General features: G+C 64.0%; 28 protein-coding genes and 2 tRNA genes. 17 read left to right on the top strand and 13 right to left on the bottom strand.

All coding sequences use genetic code 11. The annotated features are described in order from the left end of the window. Positions 1-37: 37 nt before the first annotated feature. Positions 38-1,126 carry a tRNA epoxyqueuosine(34) reductase QueG gene (gene queG, locus AAHE99_RS11145; protein WP_342117248.1) on the bottom strand — a complete coding sequence of 363 codons (1,089 nt, stop codon included), beginning with the start codon at positions 1,124-1,126 and terminating at the stop codon, positions 38-40. A 41-nt stretch (positions 1,127-1,167) separates the two neighbouring features. Here queG and tsaE point away from each other — a divergent pair, with 41 nt between their 5' ends. From tsaE to AAHE99_RS11130, 3 genes are read left to right on the top strand one after another with little or no spacing between them, the layout of a single operon-like run. After that, entirely contained in the window at positions 1,168-1,653 is a 486-nt protein-coding gene (gene tsaE, locus AAHE99_RS11140) for a tRNA (adenosine(37)-N6)-threonylcarbamoyltransferase complex ATPase subunit type 1 TsaE (RefSeq protein WP_342117247.1), read from the top strand. Next, a complete protein-coding gene (locus tag AAHE99_RS11135) occupies positions 1,617-3,125 on the top strand; it encodes an N-acetylmuramoyl-L-alanine amidase (RefSeq protein ID WP_342117246.1) in 1,509 nt (502 codons plus the stop codon). Before tsaE ends, AAHE99_RS11135 begins: the two co-directional genes overlap by 37 nt. A 9-nt stretch (positions 3,126-3,134) precedes the next feature. Continuing rightward, the gene (locus AAHE99_RS11130; RefSeq protein WP_342117244.1) at positions 3,135-3,875 is read left to right on the top strand and encodes a D-hexose-6-phosphate mutarotase; all 741 of its coding nucleotides are present in this window, start codon (positions 3,135-3,137) and stop codon (positions 3,873-3,875) included. Here the strand turns inward: AAHE99_RS11130 and AAHE99_RS11125 are convergent. Together AAHE99_RS11125 and AAHE99_RS11120 are read right to left on the bottom strand one after the other, a co-directional pair. Further along, on the bottom strand, positions 3,859-4,917 hold the full coding sequence (locus tag AAHE99_RS11125) for a carbonic anhydrase (RefSeq protein ID WP_342117243.1): 1,059 nt from the start codon (positions 4,915-4,917) through the stop codon (positions 3,859-3,861). The genes AAHE99_RS11130 and AAHE99_RS11125 overlap by 17 nt on opposite strands. 66 nt (positions 4,918-4,983) lie before the next feature. Further along, entirely contained in the window at positions 4,984-5,628 is a 645-nt protein-coding gene (locus tag AAHE99_RS11120) for a VTT domain-containing protein (RefSeq protein WP_342117242.1), read from the bottom strand. 109 nt (positions 5,629-5,737) lie between these two features. On the opposite strand from AAHE99_RS11120, the gene AAHE99_RS11115 reads away from it, so the two are divergent. The 5 genes from AAHE99_RS11115 (at position 5,738) to AAHE99_RS11095 (ending at position 9,877) form a co-directional block, all read left to right on the top strand. Then, a complete protein-coding gene (locus AAHE99_RS11115) occupies positions 5,738-6,643 on the top strand; it encodes a peptidylprolyl isomerase (protein WP_342117241.1) in 906 nt (301 codons plus the stop codon). 114 nt (positions 6,644-6,757) lie between these two features. Next, positions 6,758-8,698, top strand: coding sequence for a DNA mismatch repair endonuclease MutL (gene mutL / locus AAHE99_RS11110; RefSeq protein WP_342117238.1), 1,941 nt, complete (start codon positions 6,758-6,760; stop codon positions 8,696-8,698). A 3-nt stretch (positions 8,699-8,701) separates the two neighbouring features. Continuing rightward, positions 8,702-9,652: a tRNA (adenosine(37)-N6)-dimethylallyltransferase MiaA gene (miaA, locus tag AAHE99_RS11105; protein ID WP_342117236.1), complete on the top strand. Its 951-nt coding sequence runs from the start codon at positions 8,702-8,704 to the stop codon at positions 9,650-9,652. Positions 9,653-9,699: 47 nt separating this feature from the next. Further along, positions 9,700-9,776 (top strand) — tRNA-Met (locus AAHE99_RS11100). Between the two features lie 24 nt (positions 9,777-9,800). Continuing rightward, positions 9,801-9,877 (top strand) — tRNA-Met (locus tag AAHE99_RS11095). Between the two features lie 60 nt (positions 9,878-9,937). Here the strand turns inward: AAHE99_RS11095 and AAHE99_RS11090 are convergent. After that, positions 9,938-10,768, bottom strand: coding sequence for a PEP-CTERM sorting domain-containing protein (locus AAHE99_RS11090; RefSeq protein ID WP_342117235.1), 831 nt, complete (start codon positions 10,766-10,768; stop codon positions 9,938-9,940). A gap of 193 nt (positions 10,769-10,961) precedes the next feature. Between AAHE99_RS11090 and AAHE99_RS11085 the strand changes: the two genes are divergently transcribed. After that, positions 10,962-11,207, top strand: coding sequence for a hypothetical protein (locus AAHE99_RS11085; RefSeq protein ID WP_342117233.1), 246 nt, complete (start codon positions 10,962-10,964; stop codon positions 11,205-11,207). Here the strand turns inward: AAHE99_RS11085 and AAHE99_RS11080 are convergent. Genes AAHE99_RS11080 through AAHE99_RS11065 form a run of 4 tightly spaced genes read right to left on the bottom strand, consistent with a single transcriptional unit; the run spans position 11,204 to position 14,923 of the window. Continuing rightward, positions 11,204-11,527 carry a thioredoxin family protein gene (locus tag AAHE99_RS11080; RefSeq protein ID WP_342117267.1) on the bottom strand — a complete coding sequence of 108 codons (324 nt, stop codon included), beginning with the start codon at positions 11,525-11,527 and terminating at the stop codon, positions 11,204-11,206. The two genes, AAHE99_RS11085 and AAHE99_RS11080, sit on opposite strands and share 4 nt — an antisense overlap. A gap of 32 nt (positions 11,528-11,559) precedes the next feature. Next, positions 11,560-13,137, bottom strand: a complete 1,578-nt coding sequence (locus AAHE99_RS11075; protein ID WP_342117231.1) for an aldehyde dehydrogenase (NADP(+)) — start codon at positions 13,135-13,137, stop codon at positions 11,560-11,562. Between the two features lie 42 nt (positions 13,138-13,179). Next, a complete protein-coding gene (locus tag AAHE99_RS11070) occupies positions 13,180-14,001 on the bottom strand; it encodes a ChaN family lipoprotein (RefSeq protein ID WP_342117230.1) in 822 nt (273 codons plus the stop codon). A 22-nt stretch (positions 14,002-14,023) separates the two neighbouring features. After that, entirely contained in the window at positions 14,024-14,923 is a 900-nt protein-coding gene (locus AAHE99_RS11065) for a LysR family transcriptional regulator (RefSeq protein ID WP_342117229.1), read from the bottom strand. Positions 14,924-15,023: 100 nt separating this feature from the next. On the opposite strand from AAHE99_RS11065, the gene AAHE99_RS11060 reads away from it, so the two are divergent. Both AAHE99_RS11060 and AAHE99_RS11055 read left to right on the top strand, forming a co-directional pair. Further along, the gene (locus AAHE99_RS11060; RefSeq protein WP_342117227.1) at positions 15,024-15,755 is read left to right on the top strand and encodes an SDR family NAD(P)-dependent oxidoreductase; all 732 of its coding nucleotides are present in this window, start codon (positions 15,024-15,026) and stop codon (positions 15,753-15,755) included. Between the two features lie 10 nt (positions 15,756-15,765). Then, complete coding sequence (locus AAHE99_RS11055) at positions 15,766-15,975, top strand: tautomerase family protein (RefSeq protein WP_342117226.1); 210 nt, start codon at positions 15,766-15,768, stop codon at positions 15,973-15,975. A gap of 1 nt (position 15,976) precedes the next feature. Here AAHE99_RS11055 and AAHE99_RS11050 read toward each other — a convergent pair whose 3' ends face one another. From AAHE99_RS11050 to AAHE99_RS11040, 3 genes are all read right to left on the bottom strand, one after another. Beyond that, positions 15,977-16,150, bottom strand: coding sequence for a hypothetical protein (locus AAHE99_RS11050; protein WP_342117224.1), 174 nt, complete (start codon positions 16,148-16,150; stop codon positions 15,977-15,979). A gap of 90 nt (positions 16,151-16,240) precedes the next feature. Beyond that, the gene (locus AAHE99_RS11045) at positions 16,241-16,786 is read right to left on the bottom strand and encodes a DUF1697 domain-containing protein (RefSeq protein ID WP_342117222.1); all 546 of its coding nucleotides are present in this window, start codon (positions 16,784-16,786) and stop codon (positions 16,241-16,243) included. 54 nt (positions 16,787-16,840) lie between these two features. Next, positions 16,841-18,436 carry a sensor histidine kinase gene (locus AAHE99_RS11040; RefSeq protein WP_342117220.1) on the bottom strand — a complete coding sequence of 532 codons (1,596 nt, stop codon included), beginning with the start codon at positions 18,434-18,436 and terminating at the stop codon, positions 16,841-16,843. Between the two features lie 122 nt (positions 18,437-18,558). On the opposite strand from AAHE99_RS11040, the gene AAHE99_RS11035 reads away from it, so the two are divergent. After that, complete coding sequence (locus tag AAHE99_RS11035) at positions 18,559-18,897, top strand: hypothetical protein (RefSeq protein WP_342117219.1); 339 nt, start codon at positions 18,559-18,561, stop codon at positions 18,895-18,897. After that, entirely contained in the window at positions 18,894-19,739 is an 846-nt protein-coding gene (locus AAHE99_RS11030) for an HDOD domain-containing protein (RefSeq protein WP_342117218.1), read from the top strand. The genes AAHE99_RS11035 and AAHE99_RS11030 overlap by 4 nt, the downstream gene beginning before the upstream one ends. Before the next feature lie 8 nt (positions 19,740-19,747). Here the strand turns inward: AAHE99_RS11030 and AAHE99_RS11025 are convergent, their stop codons facing one another. Together AAHE99_RS11025 and AAHE99_RS11020 are read right to left on the bottom strand one after the other, a co-directional pair. Further along, complete coding sequence (locus AAHE99_RS11025) at positions 19,748-20,089, bottom strand: hypothetical protein (RefSeq protein WP_342117216.1); 342 nt, start codon at positions 20,087-20,089, stop codon at positions 19,748-19,750. Positions 20,090-20,291: 202 nt separating this feature from the next. After that, positions 20,292-20,597, bottom strand: a complete 306-nt coding sequence (locus tag AAHE99_RS11020) for a hypothetical protein (protein WP_342117215.1) — start codon at positions 20,595-20,597, stop codon at positions 20,292-20,294. A 94-nt stretch (positions 20,598-20,691) separates the two neighbouring features. Between AAHE99_RS11020 and miaB the strand changes: the two genes are divergently transcribed. The 4 genes from miaB to AAHE99_RS11000 are packed head-to-tail and all read left to right on the top strand — an operon-like array spanning position 20,692 to position 24,650. Then, positions 20,692-22,026 carry a tRNA (N6-isopentenyl adenosine(37)-C2)-methylthiotransferase MiaB gene (miaB, locus tag AAHE99_RS11015; RefSeq protein ID WP_342117213.1) on the top strand — a complete coding sequence of 445 codons (1,335 nt, stop codon included), beginning with the start codon at positions 20,692-20,694 and terminating at the stop codon, positions 22,024-22,026. Next, entirely contained in the window at positions 22,023-23,093 is a 1,071-nt protein-coding gene (locus AAHE99_RS11010; RefSeq protein WP_342117211.1) for a PhoH family protein, read from the top strand. The genes miaB and AAHE99_RS11010 overlap by 4 nt, the downstream gene beginning before the upstream one ends. After that, complete coding sequence (ybeY, locus tag AAHE99_RS11005) at positions 23,077-23,538, top strand: rRNA maturation RNase YbeY (protein ID WP_342117209.1); 462 nt, start codon at positions 23,077-23,079, stop codon at positions 23,536-23,538. Before AAHE99_RS11010 ends, ybeY begins: the two co-directional genes overlap by 17 nt. Beyond that, on the top strand, positions 23,535-24,650 hold the full coding sequence (locus AAHE99_RS11000; protein ID WP_342117208.1) for an acyltransferase family protein: 1,116 nt from the start codon (positions 23,535-23,537) through the stop codon (positions 24,648-24,650). The genes ybeY and AAHE99_RS11000 overlap by 4 nt, the downstream gene beginning before the upstream one ends. Positions 24,651-24,684: the final 34 nt, after the last annotated feature.

Here is a 24,684-nt window from a genome sequence, read left to right as displayed (position 1 = left end):
TTTTGACCAGGACAGCTCATTATGCCCTAGCGGCATGCTAGTGGTGTTGGTGGATGGCCCACTCCACATGTTCGCGCACCAGTTCCGAGGGGTGCGCGCGCCGCGCTTCAAGCGCCGCCAGGATGGCGGCATCGCCCTTGGCGCCCATGCGCGCGGCGTTGCCCAGGCCGACCGCCAGGTTGCGCAGCCAGCGTTCATGGCCGATGCGGCGGATCGGGCTGCCCTCCATGCGCTGGTTGAACTGTTCCTCCGTCCAGGCGAACAGCTCGATCATGCCGGCGCTGCCCAGCGCGTGGCGCTCGTCGAAATCTGGCAGCGTGGCGCGCTGGGCGAACTTGTTCCAGGGGCAGGCGGTCTGGCAGTCGTCGCAGCCGTAGACGCGGTTGCCCAGCAGCGGGCGCAGGTCTTCGGGGATGGCGCCCTTCAGTTCAATGGTCAGGTAGGAGATGCAGCGCCGCGCATCCAGCTTGCCCGGGCCGAGGATGGCCTGGGTCGGGCACACGTCGATGCAGGCGCTGCACTGGCCGCAGTGGGCGCCGGTCGGCTCGTCCACCGGCAGCGGCAGGTCGACCAGGATTTCGCCCATGAAGAACATGGAGCCGGCGCTGCGGTTGATCAGCAAGGTGTGCTTGCCGCGCCAGCCCAGGCCGGATTTTTCCGCCAGCGGCAACTCCATCACCGGCGCGGAATCGGTGAACACGCGGTAGCCGAATTCGCCGACCGCCCCACGCACCTTGTCCGCCAGCTGCTGCAGGCGCGCGCGCAGCACCTTATGGTAATCGCGGCCACGCGCATAGACCGAAATCACCGCTTGCGTCGGGTCGGCCAGGCGCGCGGTTTCTCGCTCGCGCCAGTCCTCGTCGGCGGCGCCGGGCAGGTAGTTCATGCGGGCAGTGATCACGCGCACGGTGCCGGGCACCAGCTCCGCCGGGCGAGCGCGCTTCATGCCGTGGCTTGCCATATAGTCCATTTCCCCGTGCATGCCGGCGTCCAGCCAGGCCTGCAGGCCCGCCTCGGCGGCGGACAGGTCGATGTCGGCAATGCGCACTTCCGCGAAGCCGAGCTCCAGCCCCCATGCCTTGATGCGGCTGGCTAATTCGTCTAAATTGGCTTGGGAAAGGGACACGGCCTTACAATGCGGGGAAATCCAAACCACTATTCTATGCGATGCAGCACTTTAAATCCCACCTCCACGACGAAGCCGGTACCGCCGCCCTGGGCGTAGCGCTGTCGCGCGCCCTGTTGCCCGGCATGGCGATCTACCTGCACGGCGACCTGGGCGCCGGCAAGACCGCCCTCACCCGCGCGCTGCTGCATGCTGCTGGCCATGTGGGGCCGGTGAAGAGCCCGACCTACACCTTGTCCGAACCTTACCGCGTGAAGGTCGATGGCAAACCTGGCAACGTGGTGCATTTCGACCTGTACCGCATGGGCAGCCCGGAGGAATTCCTCGACGCCGGCTTCCGCGAAGATTTCAACGGCGATAACGTCTGCATCGTCGAGTGGCCGGAGAAGGCCGATGGCGTGTTGCCGCCGCCCGACCTTCATGTTTACCTCTCTGTGGCCGGCGCGGGACGTGATGTAGAATTGCAGCCGTCTTCCGCTCTTGGTACGTCATGCCTGCAACGCCTCCAATTCGCCCCAAACATGTAAGCCGCCGCACGGTGCTCAAGGCTGGCGGCACGCTGCTGCTGTCCGTATTGGCACCGAGCATGGCGCACGCCGCCCAGATCCTGGCCGTGCGCGTCTGGCCGGCGGAGGATTACACCCGCGTCACGCTGGAGAACGATTCCGATCTGAAAACCAGGCACTTCCTGGTGCCGGATCCGGACCGGCTGGTGGTCGACATCGAAGGCCTGGTATTGAACTCCACGCTGAAAAGCCTGATCGCCAAGATCGAGGCCAACGACCCGTATATCAAGGAAGTGCGCGTCGCCCAGAACCGCCCGAACGTGGTGCGGCTGGTGTTCGACCTGAAGGAAAAAGTGACGCCGCAAGTCTTCACGCTGGAACCGGTCGGCAACTACAAGCATCGCCTGATCTTCGACCTGTACCCGGTCAAACCAGTCGACCCGATTGCCGCACTGATCGAAAAGGGCGAGTGGTCGCAGGATGACAAGCCGGCCGATGCCGCCGCCGCGTCCAACGTCCCGCAGCCTGGCCAGCCAGCGCCCGGCGGCCGCCAGCCAGGCCAGGCCGGCACAGGCCTCGCGCAGGGCCAAGGCAGCACGGCTGCGCCAGGCGGCACCGTCGCGCAGGGCGGCACGGCCGCGCAAGGCCCCGCCAGCCAGCCCACCGCCCCCGCATCCGGCGGATCCGCGCCGGGCGGCGCCTCGTCCAGGCAGGGCGCTGCCGAGCCAGACCCGGCGCCAGCAGGCCACAAGCCAACGGCCAAACCCGCGCCGGACAAAATGGTCCGCATGCTCACCATCGCCCTCGACCCCGGCCACGGCGGCGAAGACCCCGGCGCCATGGGCGCACGCGGCAGCCGCGAGAAAGACATCGTGCTGGCCATCGCCAAGCGCCTGAAGGACAAGCTCGAAGACCACCCCAACATGCGCGTGATGCTGACCCGCGACGGCGACTACTTCGTCCCGCTCGGCAAGCGCGTGGAAAAAGCCCGCAAGGTCGACGCCGACCTGTTCGTCTCCATTCATGCAGACGCCTTCGTCAAGCCAAGCGCGCGCGGCTCCTCCGTCTTCGTACTGTCCGAAAAAGGCGCTACGTCGAGCGCCGCGCGCTGGCTGGCCGACAAGGAAAACCAGGCCGACCTGATCGGCGGCGCCAACTCGAAAGGTCACGACCCGCAACTGGCCAGCGTACTGTTCGACCTCTCCACCACCGCCCAGATCAACGACAGCATGAAAGTCGGCAAAGCGGTGCTGGGTGAAATCGGCGGCATCAACAAGCTGCACAAAGGTTCGGTCGAACAAGCCGGCTTCGCCGTGCTGAAAGCGCCCGACATCCCCTCGATCCTGATCGAGACCGCCTTCATCTCCAACCCGGAGGAAGAAGCGCGCCTGATGGATAATGAGTACCAGGACAAGATCGCCGACGCCATTGTCAAAGGCATCCGGCGCTACTTCGCCAAAAACCCGCCGCTCGCCAAGAACCGGCTCACCTGAGGAAAGCGTATGAACGAAGTCCGCATCTCCACCCCGCAAGGCGCCGCAGCCACCATCTCATTGTTCGGTGCTCACCTGATGTCGTGGAAAACTGCGGACGGCAAGGAGCGCCTGTTCCTCAGCCAGCGTTCAAAGCTCGACGGCAGCGCCGCGATCCGCGGCGGCGTGCCGGTCATCTTCCCCCAGTTCGCCACGCGCGGCGACGGCCTGCGCCACGGTTTCGCCCGCACCGCCACCTGGCGCCTGGCCGAGCAAGGCAACGACTGGGCCGAGCTGGTACTGGCCCAGACCGACCTGCCGCGCAACCACTTCCAATCCTGGCCGCGCGCCTTTGAACTGCGCCTGCGCTTCGAACTGAAAGGCGACGCGCTCACCATGCGCTACACCGTGCGCAATACCGGCCCGCAGGACTTCAGCTGGGCCGGCGCCCTGCACACCTACTTCGCCGTAAAGGAATTCGACCAGGCCGCGCTGGACGGCATGCCCTTCAGCGGCGCGCTGGACGACATCCGCCCCGCCACCCCGCAACTGCGCCTGCAGACGGGCGCCGGCACGCTGCAGCTGGAGCAGCAAGGCTTCTCGGAATGGGTGGTTTGGAATCCGGGCGCGGAAGGCGCAGCAGCCACCGCCGACATGGACGACAACGACTACCGCCGCTTCGTCTGCATTGAGCCTGCCCGCGTGGACAAGCAGGTGCTGGCGGCCGGCGCCGAATGGACCGGCCTTCACACCATCAGTTTGATTCCTTGATCATGCGGCCGCCGCCGGCCTGCACCGGGCGCGCATTGAATGGATAGAGGCGGCTGAACAAAGCCATTTGCGATGGGGAGGCCTGCACCGGCTCCTTCATCACCAGCCACAGCACGCCCTCGGTGCACGGCGGCGTGGTCAGCGACCCCATAAAGGTGTAGTAATCGCGGCGCTGCGGCAGCAGGTCGTTCGGGTCCAGTACGATGGACGGCGTGGCCGTATCGCCCTTCTCCAGCGGCAGGTTGTTCCACACGGTCTGGATGGTCGGCTGCGGCTTGCCGCGCTCCAGCAGCAGCGCCAGCACCGCCAGCTTGCCTTCCACATCCTTGTGCACCAGGTGCACCACCATCTCGAAACCCTTGCCGTTGATGCGCTCCTCGGCCGGGCGATGGAAGTGGAACTGCTGCAGCTCGAAAGTGCGGCCCGCCACGCTCAGGTAGTTGCCGGGGCCGACCGCCACCTGCACGGTGTGGCCGTTGTCGGTCACGCTGAAGCCGGAAGGACGGTAGTCGAAGGCGATCTGCTCCAGGTCCACCTTCATGCCATCGCGGATATCGATCGGCGACTGGCGGTTGCCGGTCGAGCACTTTGCCCAGTCGGAATTGATCTTGTGCCAGTTGGCCGGGCCGAATTCGCCCTCATAAGTCCAATGGGTGCCATACACGCGCGGCGGCGGCGCCTTGGCCGCAGCTGCCGCTGCGGCGGTCTTGGCAGCCTGCTGCTTGCGCGCCTTTTCGGCAGCGGCAATGCGGGCCGCCTGGTTGGCGCGCATTTCTGCCAGGCGCTGGGCGATTTTCTCGGACAGTTCGGCCTCGGCGCGCGCCTCTTCCTCACGCTGCGCGTTGGCGTTCTTGCGGACTGGCGGGACGTATTTAGGCTTTTCAGCCGGCTTGGCGCCCTGCTCCATATTCGCCTTGTCCGCGGCAGCAGCTGCCGCCAGGTTCGGGCGAATATTGGGCACGCCTTTGGAAGGCGGAGGATCGGCGGCGCCTGCCGTCCCTATAACGAGGCAGCAGGCCGACAAGGCGATCAAGTTACGCATGTTAATCCGGAGGAGAGAACTGTTTCTCCGGTTAACGGTTGCGCTGTGGGAAAACTTGAGTGCGGCTTAACGTTTCAACACTCGGCGCGTCAGCTTCCAGGCACCGCCCAGCGCCATCGGCACCAGGGCTGCGCTGATACCGGCCAGCACGATGGCGGTCAGGTGCTTCTGCACAAACGGATGGTTGCCAAAGATGTATCCAGCCACGCACAGCGACACGACCCAGGCCAGGGCCCCGATCACGTTGAACAGCTGGAAGCGCGCATGCGTCATGTCCGACACGCCCGCCACGAACGGCGCAAAGGTACGCACCACCGGCACGAAGCGCGCCAGGATGATGGTTTTGCCGCCGTGCTTCTCGAAGAATTCGTGGGTGCGGTTCAGTGCATCCTTGTTGATCCAGCGGTAGTTCTGCGTATAGACCCGCTGGCCGATGGCCTCGCCGATCCAGTAATTGGTGGTATTGCCCAAAATTGCGGCAGTCGAAAGCAGGAACATCAGCAGTCCCAGGTTCATCTCGCCGGTGGCGCAGAAGGCACCCGCGATGAACAGCAGCGTATCGCCGGGGAAGAAGAACAGCACGACCAGGCCGGTCTCGCAGAAGACGATGGCAAACAGCAGTGCATAGACATATACACCGTACTGCGCGATCAGGGTGCCCATCGCACGGTCTACGTGGACCAGCATGTCCAGCAATTGAACGAAATCCATTATTTATCCCAAAAGGTTGCGGCGGGAATCATACCAAACTGTCCATCTTACAGGCTAAAATTGCCCGGCAACTTAGAACCGGCTTAGAAACCCCACAAAGGAGACACTAGTGAAGTCCTGTTTGCCTGCCGTACTGGCTTTGGCCCTGCCCCTGGCAGCCGTGGCCGCCCCTACCAAGGAATTGCCACCCAAGCCGACCGTCGGCGACATCGTCAAAGCCTCCAAGCCGACCGAATGGCGCCAGCTGGACCCGGCCAACACCCTCTACATGGACCTGCCTTCGGGCCGCGTGATCATTGAACTGGCGCCGGCCTTTGCGCCGAACCACGCCGCCAATATCCGCACCATGGCCAAGGAAGGCTACTGGGACGGCCTGTGGATCTACCGCTCGCAGGATAACTGGGTGGTGCAGTGGGGCGACCCGCGCGACAACAAGCCGAAGGAGCTGGGCACTGCCAAGGCCAAGCTGGAGCAGGAATTCACGGTGCCGATGAAGAACGACACCCAGTTCACCCGCATCCCCGACAAGGACGGCTACGCGCCGCAGGTGGGCCACTCGAACGGCTTCCCGGCAGCGCGCGACCCGAAATCGGGCCAGACCTGGCTGGCGCACTGCTACGGCATGGTGGGCGTAGCGCGCGGCAATGAGTCCGACAGCGGCAACGGCGGCACCCTGTACGCGGTGATCGGCAACTCGCCGCGCCACCTGGACCGCAATATCACCGTAGTGGGACGCATTGTGAGCGGCATGCCGCTGTTGTCCGTGCTGCCGCGCGGCCCGGCGCCGATGGGCATGTATGAGAAAGAAGAACAGTACGTGCCGATCAAATCGGTCAAGCTGATGGCCGACGTGCCGGAAGCCGAGCGCACCAAGTTCGAAATCATGCGCACCGAATCGGCCAGCTTCAAGTCCGTGGTGGAAGCCCAGCGCAACCGCGGCGGCCCATGGACCAAATACGCCGCCGGCCACGTTGACCTGTGCAACGTCCCGATCCCGGTCCGCGAAGTGAAGTAACGCAATTTTTGTCCACTTTGGGGTCAGGAACGAATGTGGACAATTAATGCACATTACCAATAATTGTCCACATTCGTTCCTGACCCCGAAGTGGACATTTATTATAATGTGGCAATGAACGCCCCAACCCCACCTCGCCCGATCCGGGCCCTCCCAGACCAGTTGATTTCCCAGATCGCCGCCGGCGAGGTGGTGGAACGTCCTTCCGCCGTCGTCAAGGAGCTGCTGGAAAACGCGCTGGATGCCGGTTCGACCCAGATCACGGTGCGGCTGGAGGAAGGCGGCGTCAAACGCATTTGCATTACTGACAACGGCAAGGGCATCCCGCCCGACCAGATGCCGCTGGCCCTGGCGCGCCATGCGACCTCGAAAATCGCCTCGCTGGACGACCTGGAAAACGTCGGCACCCTCGGTTTCCGCGGCGAGGCGCTGGCCTCGATCGCCTCCGTGGCCGCCGTCACCCTGACTTCCCGTACCGCCGACGGCGCCCATGCCTGGGAGCTGCAAGGCTCGCATGAAGGCACCGTGGTGCCCTCCTCCGGCGCCCCCGGCACCACCATCGATGTGCGCGACCTGTACTTCAACACCCCGGCGCGCCGCAAGTTCCTGAAATCCGAGCAGACCGAATTCGGCCACTGCGCGGAGGTGGTACGCCGCATCGCCCTGGCCCGCCCGGACGTGTCCTTCACCCTGAGCCACAACGGCAAGACCGTCGACCATTGGATGGTCAGCGATATGGCCAAGCGCAGCGCGCAGATCCTGGGCAGCAATTTCGAGGAAGCGCGCCTGGCATTGGACGAAGGCTCCGGCGTACTGCGCATCCACGGCTTCGCCGGCCTGCCGACCGCCTCCAAAGGCCGCGCCGACAGCCAGTACTTCTACGTCAACGGCCGCTTCGTGCGCGACAAGCTGCTGGTGCATGCGGTGCGCGCGGCGTATGAAGACGTGCTGCACGGCGACCGCTATCCGTCCTACGTGCTGGCGCTCGACCTCGACCCGGCGCTGGTGGACGTGAACGTGCACCCGTCCAAGATCGAAGTGCGCTTCCGCGATGGCCGCGCAGTGCACCAGTTTGTGTTCCATGCAGTGCAGCGCGCGCTGGCCGCCACCTCGGCCACCTCGCACGGCAGCGTGCCGTCGCCGCTGCCGGCAGCCGACAACCTGAATGCCACCGGCCCCGTATGGCGCCCGCAGCAGCAGACCAGCTTCGGCTCCATCCTGAATCCTGAATATCGCCCGACGTTCTCGCCATCGCCATTCGGCGCCGGCAGTGCGGGCGGCGGCGTGGCGCAAAGCACCGAACGCTATGGCGCGCTGTGGGCGCCCGATGCACGCGATAGCTCGGCCGGCAACGGCGCCTCCGCAGCCGACGGCGGCAACGGCTTCCGCGCTTCTTCCGACTACGCGCTGCCGCAAGCCGCGCCGATCGCCGCCAGCTCGGCGCAATTGGCCGGCGAAGAATTCCCCCTCGGCTTCGCCCTGGCGCAGCTGCACGGTATCTACATCCTGGCCCAGAACAGCAAAGGCCTGGTGCTGGTCGACATGCACGCAGCGCACGAACGCATCCTGTACGAGCAGCTGAAAAACGCGCTCGACGCCCAGATCGACGGTACCGAGATGTCGGTGCAAAACCTGCTGATCCCCGTCACCTTCTACGCCGATGCGGTGGAAGTCGGCACCGTGCAGGAACACGGCGACACCCTGAAAACGCTCGGCTTTGACATTGCCGTGATGTCGCCGACCACGCTGGCCGTGCGCGCCGTCCCGGCCCTGCTGAAAAACGCCGACGCCCAGACCCTGGCGCGCGACGTGATCCGCGACGTGCGCGAATACGGCGGCTCGCGCGTGCTGATCGAGCGCCGCAACGAGCTGCTGGGCACCCTGGCCTGCCACACCGCCGTGCGCGCCAACCGCATCCTGGCGGTGCCGGAAATGAACGCCCTGCTGCGCCACATGGAAGCGACCGAACGCGCCGACCAGTGCAACCACGGCCGCCCGACCTGGGTGCAGATCGACATCAGCGCGCTGGATAAACTCTTCCTGCGCGGCCAGTAAGTGATGAAGCAGTCCACCAAGCGCCCGCTGGCGGTCGCCATCATGGGGCCGACCGCCTCCGGCAAAACCGCCTCCGCGCTGGCCATCGCCCAGCATGTGCCGTGCGAGATCATCTCCGTCGATTCGGCCCTGGTGTATCGCGGCATGGATATCGGCACCGCCAAGCCGACCCGCGAAGAGCTGGACGCCGTCCCGCACCACCTGATCGACATCATCGACCCGCTGGACTCCTACTCGGTGGCCCAGTTCCGCACCGATACCCTGCGCCTGGTCGAAGAAATCAGCGCGCGCGGCAAAGTGCCTTTGCTGGTGGGCGGCACCATGCTGTACTACAAAGGCCTGGCCGACGGCCTGGACGACCTGCCCGGCGCCGATGCCGCCCTGCGCGCGCAGCTGGACGAGGAAGCCGCCCGTATCGGCTGGCCCGCCATGCATAAGCGCCTGGCTGCCGTCGATCCGGAAACCGCCGCCCGCCTCAAGCCCAACGACTCCCAGCGCATCCAGCGCGCACTGGAAATCCACGCCCTGTCCGGCAAGCCGATGTCCGAGCTGCTGGCCCAGCGCGAGAAGGAAGAACTGCCGTTCGAGCTGGTGTCCTACGCGCTCGAACCATCCGACCGCGCCTGGCTGCACGAACGCATCGCACGCCGTTTCGACATCATGCTGGATTCCGGCTTCCTGGAAGAAGTGAAAGCCTTGCGCGCCCGTGGCGACCTGCATCTTGGCCTGCCGTCGATCCGCTGCGTGGGCTACCGCCAGGCCTGGGAGTACCTGGACGGCAGCATCGATTACGCCGCCATGCGCGAAACCGGCATCATCGCCACCCGCCAGCTATGTAAGCGCCAGCTAACCTGGCTGCGCTCGATGCCGGAGCGGATCGTGGTCGATTGCTGCGCCCCGGACGCGGCGCAAAAGCTGCAGCAACTGGTGCTTGCAAAAATAGCCACGGCCTAAACAATTCTTGACAGATGCCCCACCAGCACCGATAATGCTGGCCTTGCGGTGATATAGCTCAGTTGGTTAGAGCATAGCATTCATAATGCTAGGGTCGGTGGTTCAAGTCCACCTATCACCACCAAATTAAGCTACAATGTACGACCGCGGTGATATAGCTCAGTTGGTTAGAGCATAGCATTCATAATGCTAGGGTCGGTGGTTCAAGTCCACCTATCACCACCAAGATTCTCAAGAAAGCCTGATCCGGAAACGGTTCAGGCTTTTTTGTTTTCCAGCCGGATTTTAGCGCGGGCGGCGGCGCAGGCTGGCGAAGCAGCCAACCAGGCCGAGGGCGAACAGCGCGACGGTTGCGGGTTCGGGGACGCTGGTACTTGCCAGCGGTTCCGCGTACAGGAAATCGTCCATCACCACCACGTCGTCATTTGGGTTGCCGAGCACACCGTTGGCGAGGATGGTGTTCAGGCCAGCTGTTATCCGGACCCGCCCTATCCTCTCGCCGGCATCGGCGACCCCGCCCAAGAAGCTTAAGCCCTGGTTTCCTCCGACCAGCACATTGCGGGCATAGAGCAACGCTCCGAACTCGTCGAAAAATTCAAGCTTGGTCAGGGAGGCGACTTCCACGTCGACGAAGACCGCGGCGAAGGCGGAGGTCGTGGCGGCTGTCGCCGTGCCGGGGTCAAAGAAGGTCACGTCCGTGATATTGCTATTGATCGCGGTGAACAGGCGCTGCGGGCTGAATGTCTGGAAGTCGTTGGGGAAGCCGAATAGGGGTGGCGCCACACCGCCCGCATTGGCGCTGACAAGGAATCCAGTGCCCGGGGTGCTGAACACCACGCCGCGTGGCGAATTGACGTTGAAGAAGTTGCCCGGCAAAAGATTGGGGTCGGCAAAGATGTCCGGCACGCCGTCCCAATTGATTTCGCGGCGCAGTCCGCCGAACGAGCCGTTGGCGCCGGCCACTGCTCCGCCTCCTACGGCAACCCGGAAGGCATCGCGTGTCGGGGTAATCGCTGCGGCATTGCTGCCTGCGGCCTCAAACGTGATGATGCCCGCCCCGGCAGAAGTGGCAGTCAACAATGCCGCCAGGAATGCGGAAGCAATTGGCAGTTTCATGGGACCTCCTCGCATGAACAGGACGATTTCCTGCCCAAACGTTCACAGCATCAACTGTGCCAGCATTGAATTCATTGAGGTTTTTCTGCCACCACGGGGGGAATGTAAATTTTTTCGACAAGCAGTTTGAGATTGCTCAGTACCCGCACTATGTGCCGCGCCTACACTGGCCTTCCACACCGAGGAGGCAGGCATGGCAGACCTGATGAGCCCAATGGCCCGCATCGTGGCCGAGCATCGCGAAACGATAGTCAGCAAGCTGGGTGGCGAGGCCGCCCTGGCGGCGGCACTGCGCAATGAGCGCGCCATCGAGTCGGTGGCGGATGTTTGTTATACCTTGCTGCCAGGCGTGGTCAGGCTGGCGGTGAAGGAGCCGCAGTTCCGCGCCTTTGTGCTGGCGAACCGGGACCAGGTGGTGGCGCTGCTGCTGCCGGCTTAGGCGCCGGCGATCTGGGCGAAGCCTTCACGCAGTTCGTCGGCGTCTTCCGGGCGCACGACGCGGGCGACTTCCTTGCCGTCTTTCAGGAAGACCACGGTCGGCCACAGTTTGATGCGGAAGGCGCGGCCCAGCAGGCGGCCGGGCCCGTCCTCGACTTTGAAGTGCGGGATGTTGGCGTACTCGCGGTACGCCTCCGCAATGGCCGGCTGGGCGCCGCGGCAGTAGCCGCACCAGTTGGTGCCGAATTCCAGCACCGCCGGCCCGGTGAGCGCATCGATGTCAGCCCGGGTGGGCTGCTCTGCTTTGTAGACAGTTTCCATCATGCGGCTCACCTTATCACGATCGACCGGGCTTACGCGCCCGGCTGGATCTTGCCATCCACTACGCGCGGCACGTTCTGCGGGTTGCCGTTGGCCAGGGTCGAAGGCAGCGCCCATTCCGGCGCGTCCTGGTAGCACACCGGACGCAGGAAGCGGTCGATGGCGGTGGCGCCGACCGAGGTCGAACGCGGGTCGGAGGTGGACGGGAACGGGCCGCCGTGCACCATGGCGTGCGCCACCTCTACACCGGTCGGGAAGCCGTTGAACAGGATGCGGCCGGCCTTGCGCTCCAGGGTAGGCAGCAGGCCGGCAGCGATCTCGCGGTCATCGGCGGTGGCGTGCACGGTGGAGGTCAGCTGGCCTTCCACATGCTCGGCGATGCGGCGCAGGTCAGCGGCATCGCGGCAGCGTACCAATACCGAGCTGGGGCCGAAGTTCTCGTCTTCCAGCGCTGGCGTGGAGAGGAAGGTGTCGACGTCCGTGCTGTACAGGTGCGGCTGCGCGGCGCATGCGGTGCTGCCTGCGCCGCCTTGCGCCAGCAGTTCCACCTTATCGAGCGCGGACAGCTTGCCGACGCCCGCTTCGTACGATTTATGGATGCCAGGGGTCAGCATGGTGGTCGAAGGCTTGGCCTGCACGGCTGCGGCAGCGGCGGCGGCGAATTCGTTCAGCTCAGGACCTTCAATACCGATCAGCAGGCCCGGGTTGGTGCAGAACTGGCCGGAGCCCATGGTCAGGGAATCGGCGAAGCCTTGCGCGATGCGGGCGGCGCCGGTCTTCAGTGCGCCCGGCAGCAGGAATACCGGATTGATCGAGGCCATCTCGGCATACACAGGGATCGGTTCCTTGCGCGCCTGGGCGATGCGCACCAGGGCCAGGCCGCCGCCGCGCGAGCCGGTGAAGCCCACCGCCTTGATGGCGGGATGCGCCACCAGGTCGCCGCCGATCTGCACATCGCCAATCACCAGCGAGAACACGCCTTCGTGCAGGCCGCAGTCTTTCACCGCTTTCTGGATCGCCTTGCCCACCAGTTCGGAGGTGCCGAGGTGCGCAGGGTGCGCCTTCACCACCACCGGGCAGCCGGCAGCCAGTGCGGAGGCGGTATCACCGCCAGCCACCGAGAACGCCAGCGGGAAGTTGGAGGCGCCGAAGACGGCTACCGGGCCGACGCCGATCTTGCGCATGCGCAGGTCGGCGCGCGGCGGCACGCGCTCTGGCAGCGCGGAGTCCAGGGTGGCACCCAGGAACAGGCCGTCGCGCACCACGCCGGCGAACAGGCGCAGCTGGTTGACGGTGCGGCCGCGCTCACCTTCCAGGCGGGCTTGCGGCAGGCCGGACTCCTGCATGGCGCGCTCGATCAGCTGCGGGCCGATGTCGATGATGTTCTGCGCCACTTGCTCCAGGAATTGCGCGCGCTTTTCCAGCGTGGTTTCGCGGTAGGAGTCGAATGCTTGCGCGGCCAGTTCGCAGGCGCGCTGCAGGTCGGCGGCGGTGGCCATGCCGAATGCCGGCTCGATCTCGATATTGCGGGCCGGGTCGGTCGCCTTCATCTGGCCGGCGCTGCCTTTGAAGGCGGTTTGTCCAATCAGCATTTCACCTGCGATCTGCATTCTTTGCTCCTGTTTGTATTGGGGGTCGGCAGGGCCGATAGTTTACTTGAATTTTGCGCAAGGGTCTGTGCGCTTTTGCACGGGGATCTTGCGGATTTCGTCATAGCTGCCTTGCAGGCCATCCGGCTCGACAAAGCCTATGGTGCGGACAGTCAGCTTGGGTTCAATAGCATTCAGCCAACGCGGCACGCCAATGTCTTTGCGCACGTGCCCATTGCCGGCGATAAGCACCACGTCGCGCGGCTGCTGGGCGCGGATCAGCTTGGCCATCCAGATGTCGCGCGCCACCTGGGCATCGACCATCCCGGGCAGCATCATCTCGGACACCATATTGCAGTGGCCTTCCTGAATCGCCTTCTCCTGGCCGCGGCGCAGGTCTGCGGGCAGCGGGTCTTTCAGCTTGTAGGCAGCGACAGTGGCGGCATCGAAGCTGGAGGCGACGCCGTCGCGCACCACCTTGGAGGCGTCGTTGCGCGACAGGTTGGCGGCAATCAGCGGCAGCTGGTGGGTCAGCGCCAGCTGGATCACCGGGTGGTAGTACTGCCATTCCCAGCGCTTGCCGTTCATCACCTTGATCACGCAGGAGGCGTCCAGGCAGCCTTTTTGCGCGTCGTCCAGCAGGCCCTGCGTTTCGCGGTCGAACTGCTCCATCGCGATGGCTGGGCGCCAACCCGCTTCCACCCGGCGCTGCAGGTCTTCGAAGCGCAGCTTGTGGCCGTCCTTATTGTCATGGACTTCGCCCAGTAACAGCACTTGCGGGTTGGAGGCGGTGGCCGGGCCGGTGTATTCCACGGTTTTCTTGCTGCTACTGCAGGCGGCCAGCGCCAGGCAGGCCAGCATCAGTGCGACTTTGTTTGCTTTCATCGATTACAATCCTCGAAAACGCCTAGTCTAACAGGGCGTCGACGAAGCTGCGTACGCGCAGCGGCAGGTGGCGGGCGTGCGGGTAGATCAGGTAGAACGGGCGCGTGCAGCCGCTGTATTGCGGCAGCACTTCCACCAGCGCGCCGCTGGCCAGTTCGCGTTCCACGGTAAAGCGGTAGGTGTGCGCGATGCCGCCGCCATGCAAGGCCATGGTGTTCAGGCCCAGGAAATCGTCGGCGCACACCACGGCCTCGCTGGTCGCCAGCTCGCGTATATCGCCGTCGATGCGGAAGGTCCACGGCACCAGCCGCCCCGTGCTGGGAAGTTCGAAGTAGATGCAGTCATGCTGCGCCAGTTCGTCGATGGCCTTGGGCGTGCCGCGCCGTTTCAGGTAGGCGGGCGAGGCCACCAGCACCAGCGCCGCGTCTTCCAGCTTGCGCGCGATCAGGCTTGAATCCTGCGGCAGGCGCCCGCGCACGGCCAGGTCATAGCCCTCTTCGGCGAAATCGATATTGCGGTTGCTGATATGGACTTCGACCTGCACCTCGGGGTAGCGCTGGCGGAACGCCGCCACCTGCTCCAGCAGGCGGTAATGCGCATAGGGCGTGGGCGCGCTGATGCGCAGCTTGCCGGCCGGCGCCGACTGCTGGCCGGTCACCTCGCGTTCCGCTTCCACCAGCTGCGACAAGGCCTGGCGGCATTGCTCGAAATACGCCCGGCCGCTGTCGGTCAGGCGGATCTGGCGCGTGGTGCGCACGAACAGGCGTACGCCCAGCCGCTCCTCCAGGCGCGATATCGAGCGGCTCACGGCCGCCGGCGTGACGCCCGCCATATTGGCCGCTGCGGTAAAACTGCCCTGCTCCCCCGCCAGCACGAACAACTCGATGCTGCCCAGCTGCATATCGTCAAAATGCCGCTGCATTCATTACCCCATGTATCAAGTTATTTGCTCAAAACCCAATTTATCAACTTCTACGTCATAAGTATAGTGGACTCACCTTAACTGAACCATGGAGTTCGAAATGACTAAAACTGTGATCGTCACCGGCGCCTCGAGCGGCCTGGGCTTCGCCATCGCCAAAGCCTACCTGGCACGCGGCTACAACGTGGTCGGCAATGCCCGCACCATGGACCGCCTGCAAACCGCCGCCGCCCAGTTGGGCAATCCGGCCAACTTCCTGCCGGTGGCCGGCGATATCGCGGCCCCGGACACCGCCAAGGCGCTGTTCGCGCAAGCCAAGGCGCGCTTCGGCAAGGTCGATGTGCTGGTCAATAACGCCGGCATTTTCATCGCCAAGCCTGCCGTCGATTACACCGAGGCCGACACGGATGCCCTGGTGTCGACCAACCTGAAGGGATTCCTGTTCCCGGCGCAGGAAGCGGTGCGCCATATGGAAGCAAACGGCGGCGGCCATATCGTCAACATCACCGCCAGCCTCGGCGTGACGCCGCCGAAAGCCACCGCCCTGCTGCCGGTGCTGATCAAGGGCGGCCTGAATATGGCCACCCAGGCGTTGGCGCTGGAAGTCGCCAGCAAGAACATCAAGGTCAATGCAGTGGCGCCGGGCATCATCAGCACGCCGATGCACAGCAAGGATGACGGGACTCAGGAATTCCTGAAGGGCCTGGTGCCGACCCATCGCCTGGGTTCGGCGGAGGATATCGCCGATGCGGTGCTATACCTGACCGAATCGAAATTCATCTCTGGCCACGTGCTGACGGTCGACGACGGCGCTGCCGCCGGCAACTGGTAAGGAGGCTGCCATGCCCTACGTGAACATCAAGGTAACCCGCGAACGCGGCGGCCCGACCACGCAGCAGAAGAAGGAGCTGATCGCCCGCACCACGCGCATGCTGCAGGAGGTGCTGGACAAAGACCCGGCCACCACCTTCGTCATCATCGACGAGGTGGAAACCGACAACTGGGGAGTAGGTCTGGAGTCAGTGACCGAGCGGCGCGCCCGGGGCGGCTGAATTAAAAGCCGCAGACACTGTGGATACTGGTGAGCGACACACCACCGACAATGGCGCGGCCAACGCAGCTGACTTTCTGCCAGCCATTGTCGGACACGGCGAAACCGCCAATCACCAGGGCTACAACCACGGCGCCAAGAATCAGGGCGCCGCGTAGCGTATCACTCATTTTCATTGCTTCTCTGACAAAATTGCGAACAACCGATTCTAGACGCTCAAGGCGCGCCGCGCCAAGGGCGGCGAGGCAATAGTCGCGAATTTCCAACTATGTACACGCCAGGGCGTGCAGTTTGCTGATCGTACTCCAGTTGCGCGAGGTGACGCCATCGCCCAGCGCCCTGCCCATCGCGGCTGCCGCGTGGCTGGCCAGCACCCCGTTCGGACACCAGATATAGGCAGCGTGGCGGCCCAACGCAAAAGCCTCCGGCTGCCAGCTCTGGCTGGCGAGCGGCTCCAGTTTGCTGCGGTCTTCATCCGGATTATTGAGAACGGCCACCACCAGGCGCGAATGGTCGCTGGCTACCGCCTCCAGGCTGTTTTGCTCGACGATTTCGGCCAACCGGGCCGCATCCAGCACGGTCACCTTGGCCGGCACACCCAGCTTCAGCACCAGGGCATCCTCGATGCGCGCCGCACTGCTGGCCGCATCGGCCGAGTTGCAATCGAACACCACATTACCGCTGTTGAGCAGCGTACGCACGCCGCTGTACCCCATCTCACTCAGCACCTTGCGCAAATCGGCCATCGCGACGCGCTTGGCGCGTCCGACATTGATGCCGCGCAGCAAAGCGATCAGACGCCGCTTACCCATAAAATCTTCTCCCTGCATGGCGCCAGTATGCTGCAGAAGCAGGGGTGGCGGCGCTCAGCTCGCAGCTGGGGTATGCAGGGGGGCGTCCGGATGCTTGTCGTCGCCGTGCTCGGACGGCGTTTCACGCGGGATACGCAGCACGAAGCTGGCGCCTTTCCCCTGCGTGCTGGTGACGGAAATGGTGCCGCCGAACTGCTTGACGATCAGGTTGAAGACAATGTTCAGGCCCAGTCCGGTGCCGCCCTGGCCGCGGCGGGTGGTGACGAAGGGGTCGAACACCTTGTCCAGCATATCGGGCGCAATGCCCTTGCCGTTGTCGACCACCTGCATCTCGATCATCTCGCCATCGGGGATCACATTGATATTGATATTGCCCGCACCATCCGGTTCGAAGGCGTGCTCCACGCAGTTCAGCGTGAGGTTGGTGATGACCTGCGCCAGCGCGCCCGGATAGCTGTCGAGCATGATGTCGTCGGGGCAGTTGATCTCCACCACGATGCGGGTCTTCTTCAGCTTGGGCTGCAGGCTGGACACCACCTCGCCGATGTACTCTTTCAGCTCGAAGCGGCGGCGCGCTTCGCTGACCTGGTCGACCGCGATCTGCTTGAAACTGTGGATCAGGTGCGCGGCGCGGTAGGCATTGTTCATGATCAGGCGCGCGCTTTCGCCCGCCGTCTCGATGTATTTCTGGATTTCCGATTTCTTGACCTGGCCCGACTTCATCGACTCATCGACCGCCGTGGTGGCATCCATCAGCACCGAGGCGCTGGTCAGGGCAATGCCGACCGGCGTATTGATTTCGTGCGCGACACCCGCCACCAGCGAGCCCAGCGACGCCAGCCGTTCCGCCTGCAGCAGCGATTCCTGGGTGCGCTGCAAGTCGTCCAGCGCTTGCGCGGTTTCCTGCGCCGAGCGGCGCGCCTGGTCCTCCGCCTCGCGGGTGCGTTTGAGAATCGACTTAACCTTGCGCTGGATGGCATTGAAGCCGCGGATCACATCGCCCAGTTCATCGCTGCGTTTTTCCGGCAGCTCTTCCACTTCCTCCGTGCCGCGCGTCGCCAGTTCAAACAGACCGTCGCGCAGTTTCTTGAGCGGGTCGAACACGATGCGCAGCGATAGCGCCAACGCCACCACCAGGATCAGGTCCAGGGTCAGTACTTCCACCACTTTGCGGCGCACCTCGGCAGCCAGGGTGGCGTCGATCTGGGCGCGGCTGAAATTGACCACCACGCGGCCCACGATGACCGGCTTGAGCGCGCTGCCGGCGGCGCCCGCGTCGCGGTAGGCCAGGTCGGCCACCACCGGCGCACCGGTCACTGTCGTTTCGGATTCGATGGGGACGATGGAGCCGTCTTCCTTGCGGCGCTTGCCGGAGAACAGGCCGACCGAGGTATCGTAGACGCGGATCGCCACCAGCTCAGGTGGCAGCATTTCAGCCGCGACGATATTGTCGACCTTGGCCTTGTCCAGGTCCCACAGGGCGGACGGCAGGCTGGTTTGCAAACGCGTCAGCACGCCCTCGCGCAGGCGCTGGTTTGCCACTTCCAATTCATGACCCAGGCTGTACTGCGCATAAGTACCGGAAATTCCCAGCACCACGGTGACGATCACCACGAACAGTGCAGTCAGCCGGCCTTGGATACCAAACATTAAGTCCCTCCCCCAATTCATAGCAATGTACGGGAACCAGTGTCGCTTGGCAAGATTTTAAGAGGTGATGCCTCCGCTGCACTTTGGTAAGATCTGACTTGCTTACCAGGGAGAAGAAAAGAATGACGGCCACCTACCGCCACCTGCCGCTGGCTGAAGTCCAAGCCGGCATGGTGCTATCCGACGAACTGCTCGACAAGCAAGGCCAGGTCCTGCTGCCGGCCGGCACCGTGCTGACCGACAAGATGCTGGAACGTATGCCCGGCCATGGCGTCGAATCGCTGGCCGTGGTCGACGACACCCCGGCCGATCCGGTCCAGACCGCCGCCCAGCGCGAGGCCCAGCTGGAACGCATTGCCGTACTGTTCCGCCGCCACGACCCGGACAATGGCGAAGACTGGGCAGCCAATTCCCTGCGTAAGCTGATCACCGATTTCCGCGTCGGCAAGGAGGCTGCATGAGCGCAACGCTCACTTATGACGACGTGGTGAAAAACCTGGACGACCTGCCTTCGCTGCCGGCCGTCGTGATGGAACTGCTCAACAGCATCGATCAGGAAGAGATCGATATCGCCGTGCTGGCCAAGAAGGTGTCACACGACCAGGCCCTGACCGCCAAGACGCTGCGCCTGGCCAATTCATCGCTGTTCGGCTTGCAGGTCAAAGTTACTACTATTCAGCAAGCGATCACCTTTCTCGGTTTCCAGAGCACGCGCAACCTGATTACCGCCGCCGCGGTCACCGGCTGCTTTGCCGACAAGCAATGCCCGGGCTTTGACCACCGCACGTTCTGGCGCCATTCGATCGCCACGGCTGCCTGCGCCAAAGTGCTGGCGCGCCATGTGCGCTTCAACCAGGACTATGCGTTCACCGCCGGGCTGCTGCACGATATCGGCCGCCTGGTGCTGGTGTCCAGCTTCCCTGAGCTGTATGCGGAAGTGATTGTCTACCAGAAGGATAAGGACTGCTACACGCTGGAGGCTGAGCGCGCGGTGATCGGCATCGACCATGTCGAAGCCGGGCTGGCGCTCGCCGAGCATTGGAATTTTTCAGATACGATGCGGCTGGCGATTGCCGGCCACCATGAGCCGGAGAAGCCGGGCGCCGGCTTCCTGGCCACCATCATCCACGTGGCGGATGCGGTCGTGCATGGGCTCGACCTGGTGCAGAAACCGGACGACCTGGTGCCGCCCGTTTCCACCGTCGCCTGGCAGGCGCTCAACCTGAGCGAAGAGACCTGCCTGCACCTGTTCCGCGAGACCGAACTGCAATACGAAGAAATCGCGATGGTGCTGCTGGCTTAAGCGCGCCGTCAGTGGGCGCTGGCTTGCATGCCGCCCTGCGTGCTGGCGCCGGCCGGCTTGTCTTCTGGTTTCGGGCGGCCCTGGGCGTCCGACAGGCGGTACTTGGTGCGGCGGTCGCCCATCAGGTCGCGCAGTTCGCGGATGCTCATGCCGGTTACCTCGTGCATGCGGATCAGCAGGGATGCACCGACCGGCAAGCGGTGGTGGCGGATCTTGCTGATGACGGGCGGCGCAACTTCCAGCATGCGCGACAGCGCAGCATCGTTCTTCAATTGCATTTTGCCCAGCAGAATGTCCAGCAGGTGATTCGGGTTGTAGCTTTCCTGGGAAGCGAGAGCGTGGTGTGCCATGATGATCCTCTCTTGACAGTGGGGTGTTGAGGAAGGGCCCTGCAGCGTTAGCAAATTTTCATGCTGCACTGCGAGGCGAGCCTTGTTCAACATCAAGACTTAGCGATGATTCCGCGAAAATCTTGACAACAATGCCATTTCAACACAGTCATTATTCCTGTGTCGCACGAAAGAACCTCACGGAAATTGTTACTTCGTTGCCTTAGGCGGTAACGGAAATGATGCTGCCCGGCGCTGGGGTGCCCGGCGTCGGGCGGTTGGCCTGGGCATTTTGCGCCAACAGGTCCTGGCGGGTCAGAAAGTCTTGCTGCTGGGCGGCGCGCTCCGCCTCCAGCGCCTGAGTTTCTTGACGGCGGGTGTTAGTTTGCTCGGTGCGCTCGGCCTGCTGTTCGCGGATACGCTGCTCTTCCTGCCGCAGCTGGCGTTGCTCAGCCAGGCGGCGTTCGTTGGCGGCGTTGTCGACCTGCTGGAAATTCGGGGTGGTCGGTCCTACTCCATTGACAGCCATGGCAGTCTCTCCGGCAATAGTTGCTCTTTTTACTCTAGGCCTCGCGCGCCCTGATTTCAAGGGGTGGGCGCCGATTTACGGTAAACTTGCGGGTATGCAGAAAAAAGTATTTATCAAAACCTTCGGTTGCCAGATGAACGAGTACGACTCGGACAAGATGGCAGACCTGCTCGGCGCGTCCGAGGGACTGGTGCGCACCGACACCCCGGAAGACGCGGACGTTATCCTCCTCAACACTTGCTCCGTGCGCGAAAAGGCGCAGGAGAAGGTGTTTTCGGACCTGGGCACCTTCAAGAAACTCAAGCAAGCCAAGCCTGAACTGGTGATCGGCGTGGGCGGCTGCGTTGCCTCGCAAGAGGGCGAAGCCATCGTCAAGCGCGCGCCGCTGGTGGACGTGGTGTTCGGCCCGCAGACCCTGCACCGCCTGCCGAAAATGATCGAATTGCGCCGCCAGTCCGGCAAGCCGCAGATCGACATCAGCTTCCCCGAGATCGAGAAGTTCGACCACCTGCCGCCGGCACGCGTGGAAGGCGCTTTCGCCTACGTCTCCATCATGGAAGGCTGCTCCAAATACTGTTCCTATTGCGTGGTGCCTTACACCCGCGGCGAGGAAGTGTCGCGCCGCTTCGAGGACGTGCTGACCGAAGTCGCCGGCCTGGCCGCGCAGGGCGTGAAGGAAGTCATGCTGCTGGGCCAGAACGTGAATGCCTTCCGTGGCGAGACCGCTGACGGCAGCATCGCCGATTTCGCCATGCTGATCGAATACGTGGCCGAGATCCCTGGCATTGAGCGGATCCGCTTCGTCACCAGCCACCCGAAAGAATTCACGCAGCGCCTGATCGACTGCTACGCGCGCATTCCCAAGCTGGCCGACCAGCTCTACCTGCCGGCCCAGCATGGTTCGGACAAGATCCTGGGCGCCATGAAGCGCGGCTACACGGCGCTGGAATACAAGTCCATCATCCGCAAGGTGCGCGCGGTGCGCCCGAACGTGGTGATTTCATCGGACTTCATCGTCGGCTTCCCCGGCGAGACCGACGAGGATTTCGACGCGATGTATAAGCTGGTGCAGGACGTCGACTTCGACAACAGCTTCAGCTTCATCTTCAGCAAGCGCCCCGGCACGCCGGCCGCCAACCTGGCCGACGACACGCCGGCAGAAGTGAAATCGGCCCGCCTGCAGCGCCTGCAAGCGCTGTTCGACGAGAACACCAGGCGCCACAGCGCCGCCATGGTCGGCATGACCATGCAGGTGCTGGTGGAAGGCCCGTCCAAGCGCGGCGGCAACGAAATGCAGGGCCGCGCCAGCAATACCCGCACCGTCCACTTCGACGGTGGCGCCAACGCACAAGCCCTGATCGGCCAGATGGTCAATGTGCGCATCACTGAAAGCCTGGATTACTCCCTGCGCGGAGAAGCAAACCTTTGAAAACAAAAACACCGGTGCAACCGCACTACTTCGTCCCGGAACCCCTGGACAACACGCGCCTGGCCCATTTGTGCGGCCCGCTCGATGAAAACCTGCGCCAGATTTCCGCCGCGCTGGACGTGACCATTTTCCGCCGCGGCGAGAAGTTTATCGTCAGCGGCACCAATGCCGAACGCGCGGTCGCCATCCTGGAACGCTTCTACGACGTGGCCGACAAGGTGGTGCCGGTGGAGGAAGTGCAGCTGGCCCTGGTCGAGCAGCGCGCCAGCGAAGCGACCGACGATTTCGGCCCTGGCGAAGAAGAGCCGCCGTTCCACGAGCCGGACATCACCAGCCCGCAGCTGAAGACGCGCCGCCACGACCTGCGCGGCCGTACGCCGCACCAGATCCGCTACCTGCGCAATATCCTGGAGCACGACATCAGCTTCGGCATCGGCCCGGCCGGTACCGGCAAGACCTACCTGGCGGTGGCCTGCGCGGTCGATGCGCTGGAGCGCGACGCGGTCAAGCGCATCATCCTGACCCGCCCTGCGGTGGAAGCGGGCGAGCGCCTGGGCTTCCTGCCGGGCGACCTGACGCAGAAAGTTGACCCGTACCTGCGCCCGCTGTACGACGCGCTGTACGACCTGCTCGGCTTCGACCGCACGCAGAAGATGTTCGAGAAGCAGGTGATCGAGATCGCCCCGCTGGCCTATATGCGCGGCCGTACGCTGAACCACGCCTTCGTCATCCTGGACGAGGCGCAGAACACCACCGTCGAACAGATGAAGATGTTCCTGACCCGTATCGGCTTTGGCAGCAAGGCCGTGGTGACGGGCGACGTGACCCAGGTCGACCTGCAGAAGCACCAGAAGTCCGGCCTGGTCGACGCCATGCACGTGCTGCGCAATGTGCGCGGTATCGCCTTCAGCCAGTTCTCCAGCGCCGACGTGGTGCGCCATCCGCTGGTGGCGCGCATTGTCGACGCCTATGAAAAATCGCAGGAAGCGGCGGCCGAAGTCGCGCCCCTGCTGCAAACCGTCAAACCTGCCGCCGTGAAGGCCGTTCGCAATGTCCGAAAAAAATAAGCTGACCCTTTCCGTCCAATACGCCGACCCGCGCCTGCAGGAAGAAATCACCCGCCCCATGATCCGCAAATGGGTCAAGGCGGCGCTGTTCGCACCAGCCGAATTCACCATCCGCTTTGTGGATGCGGAAGAAGGCCAGGAGCTGAACCGCGACTACCGCGGCAAGGACTACGCCACCAATGTGCTGACCTTCGCCTACAACGAAGGCGAGGAAATCGCCGAGGACGAACCGACCCGCGCCGACATCATCCTGTGCACCGACGTGCTGCAGCGCGAAGCGGCCGAGCAAAAGAAAACCGTGGAAGAACATACCGCCCACCTGGTGATCCACGGCGTGCTGCACGCCCAGGGCTACGACCACGAAGACGACGAGGAAGCGGCCGAAATGGAAGCGCTGGAAACCGAAATCGTTACCGGCCTCGGTTACGCAGACCCCTACGCATGACCAGCCGTGCGCCCGCCCTGGACGGCCTGCGCGGCTTTGCCGCCGCCGCAGTCGCCATCTACCACGCCATCCTGCACAATGACCTGTCGCTGATCGACCGCGTGCTGTACCAGCCGATCCAGGCGGCGGCTGACAGCCAGAACCTGTGGGCCAAAATCGCCCTCACCATTTTCCATGGCGAGACGGCGGTGCTGATCTTCTTCGTGCTGTCCGGCACGGTGCTCAGCATGTCGCTGCAACGGCGCGATGGCGGAAATTTCTTCGTCACTGCCTGGACCTTCGCGCGCAACCGCGTGCTGCGCCTGTACCCGCCGCTGGTGGTATGCCTGCTGCTGATGTTCGCCCTGTGCCAGTTCAATATTCCCGGCCTGCCGCATTGGGATGCGCGCGCCCTGCTCGATAACGCCCTGCTGCTCTCGACGCCGATCCACGGCCCCAGCGCGACGCTGCAGGCGGAAATGCTGGCGGTGCCGCTGATCCTGGCCGCCTGGCTGCTGCGCGGTGTGTTTGGCGTGGCGGGGCTGTTGCTGGCCTTTGTGTATTCCGTGCAGGCGCTGCAGAACATGCCGCTGATGTTCGGCATGCCATCGATGCACGTCTACGCCATGTTCTTCATGGGCGGCATGCTGGTGGCCGAGCCGTCGCTGCGCGGCATGTTGCAGCAGGTGCCGGCGCGCGCCTGGTGGCTGGTGCTGTTCCTGGCGGTCTTTGGCCGCGTGCTGTCCGGCCACCACGGTGCGATTGCACCGGTGATTACCGCCGCAATCTGCTGCTCCTTCCTGGTGGGCGGCCTGCTGCACGGCCAGCGCAGCGGCCTGCACCGCTTCCTGGAGGGCCGTTTCGCCCAGGCGCTGGGCCGGGTCAGCTTCAGCCATTACCTGTATACCGTGCCGGTGCAGTTCATCCTGTGGGGCGCCTGGACCAATCACCTGGAAGCGAGCCGGGCCTACCCGGTAACGACCGGCATCCTGGTCGGCCTGCTGTCGCTGCTGATCGCCTACCCGCTGGCCTGGGCCAGCGAGCGCTGGATCGAGCGTCCCTTTGCTTCCTTCGGGCGCGGCCGCGCCCGAGGTTGGCAAACAGACAAAAACGGACCGGCTGCGGCGGTTTAGTGTATGCTATAGCACTTCGAAACAACGGCTTTCA

Origin of the sequence: Pseudoduganella sp. OTU4001 (assembly GCF_038440195.1) — a bacterium.
Taxonomy (GTDB): Bacteria; Pseudomonadota; Gammaproteobacteria; order Burkholderiales; family Burkholderiaceae_D; genus Rugamonas.
Note: the sequence above shows the minus strand (reverse complement) of the source record. Positions and strands in the feature narration are given on the sequence as shown.

Bases quoted from the DNA above. Each gene is read 5' to 3' on its own strand.
- miaB (WP_342117213.1), top strand. From the start codon at position 20,692: ATGCAGAAAAAAGTATTTATCAAAACCTTCGGTTGCCAGATGAACGAG.
- AAHE99_RS11070 (WP_342117230.1), bottom strand. From the start codon at position 14,001: ATGAAAGCAAACAAAGTCGCACTGATGCTGGCCTGCCTGGCGCTGGCC.
- AAHE99_RS11030 (WP_342117218.1), top strand. From the start codon at position 18,894: ATGAGCGCAACGCTCACTTATGACGACGTGGTGAAAAACCTGGACGAC.
- AAHE99_RS11050 (WP_342117224.1), bottom strand. From the start codon at position 16,150: ATGAAAATGAGTGATACGCTACGCGGCGCCCTGATTCTTGGCGCCGTG.
- AAHE99_RS11080 (WP_342117267.1), bottom strand. From the start codon at position 11,527: ATGGAAACTGTCTACAAAGCAGAGCAGCCCACCCGGGCTGACATCGAT.
- miaA (WP_342117236.1), top strand. From the start codon at position 8,702: ATGAAGCAGTCCACCAAGCGCCCGCTGGCGGTCGCCATCATGGGGCCG.
- AAHE99_RS11075 (WP_342117231.1), bottom strand. From the start codon at position 13,137: ATGCAGATCGCAGGTGAAATGCTGATTGGACAAACCGCCTTCAAAGGC.
- AAHE99_RS11090 (WP_342117235.1), bottom strand. From the start codon at position 10,768: ATGAAACTGCCAATTGCTTCCGCATTCCTGGCGGCATTGTTGACTGCC.
- AAHE99_RS11130 (WP_342117244.1), top strand. From the start codon at position 3,135: ATGAACGAAGTCCGCATCTCCACCCCGCAAGGCGCCGCAGCCACCATC.
- AAHE99_RS11055 (WP_342117226.1), top strand. From the start codon at position 15,766: ATGCCCTACGTGAACATCAAGGTAACCCGCGAACGCGGCGGCCCGACC.
- AAHE99_RS11000 (WP_342117208.1), top strand. From the start codon at position 23,535: ATGACCAGCCGTGCGCCCGCCCTGGACGGCCTGCGCGGCTTTGCCGCC.
- AAHE99_RS11120 (WP_342117242.1), bottom strand. From the start codon at position 5,628: ATGGATTTCGTTCAATTGCTGGACATGCTGGTCCACGTAGACCGTGCG.
- AAHE99_RS11060 (WP_342117227.1), top strand. From the start codon at position 15,024: ATGACTAAAACTGTGATCGTCACCGGCGCCTCGAGCGGCCTGGGCTTC.
- ybeY (WP_342117209.1), top strand. From the start codon at position 23,077: ATGTCCGAAAAAAATAAGCTGACCCTTTCCGTCCAATACGCCGACCCG.
- tsaE (WP_342117247.1), top strand. From the start codon at position 1,168: ATGCAGCACTTTAAATCCCACCTCCACGACGAAGCCGGTACCGCCGCC.
- AAHE99_RS11045 (WP_342117222.1), bottom strand. From the start codon at position 16,786: ATGGGTAAGCGGCGTCTGATCGCTTTGCTGCGCGGCATCAATGTCGGA.
- AAHE99_RS11135 (WP_342117246.1), top strand. From the start codon at position 1,617: ATGCCTGCAACGCCTCCAATTCGCCCCAAACATGTAAGCCGCCGCACG.
- AAHE99_RS11035 (WP_342117219.1), top strand. From the start codon at position 18,559: ATGACGGCCACCTACCGCCACCTGCCGCTGGCTGAAGTCCAAGCCGGC.
- AAHE99_RS11040 (WP_342117220.1), bottom strand. From the start codon at position 18,436: ATGTTTGGTATCCAAGGCCGGCTGACTGCACTGTTCGTGGTGATCGTC.
- AAHE99_RS11125 (WP_342117243.1), bottom strand. From the start codon at position 4,917: ATGCGTAACTTGATCGCCTTGTCGGCCTGCTGCCTCGTTATAGGGACG.
- AAHE99_RS11065 (WP_342117229.1), bottom strand. From the start codon at position 14,923: ATGCAGCGGCATTTTGACGATATGCAGCTGGGCAGCATCGAGTTGTTC.
- AAHE99_RS11085 (WP_342117233.1), top strand. From the start codon at position 10,962: ATGGCAGACCTGATGAGCCCAATGGCCCGCATCGTGGCCGAGCATCGC.
- mutL (WP_342117238.1), top strand. From the start codon at position 6,758: ATGAACGCCCCAACCCCACCTCGCCCGATCCGGGCCCTCCCAGACCAG.
- AAHE99_RS11025 (WP_342117216.1), bottom strand. From the start codon at position 20,089: ATGGCACACCACGCTCTCGCTTCCCAGGAAAGCTACAACCCGAATCAC.
- AAHE99_RS11020 (WP_342117215.1), bottom strand. From the start codon at position 20,597: ATGGCTGTCAATGGAGTAGGACCGACCACCCCGAATTTCCAGCAGGTC.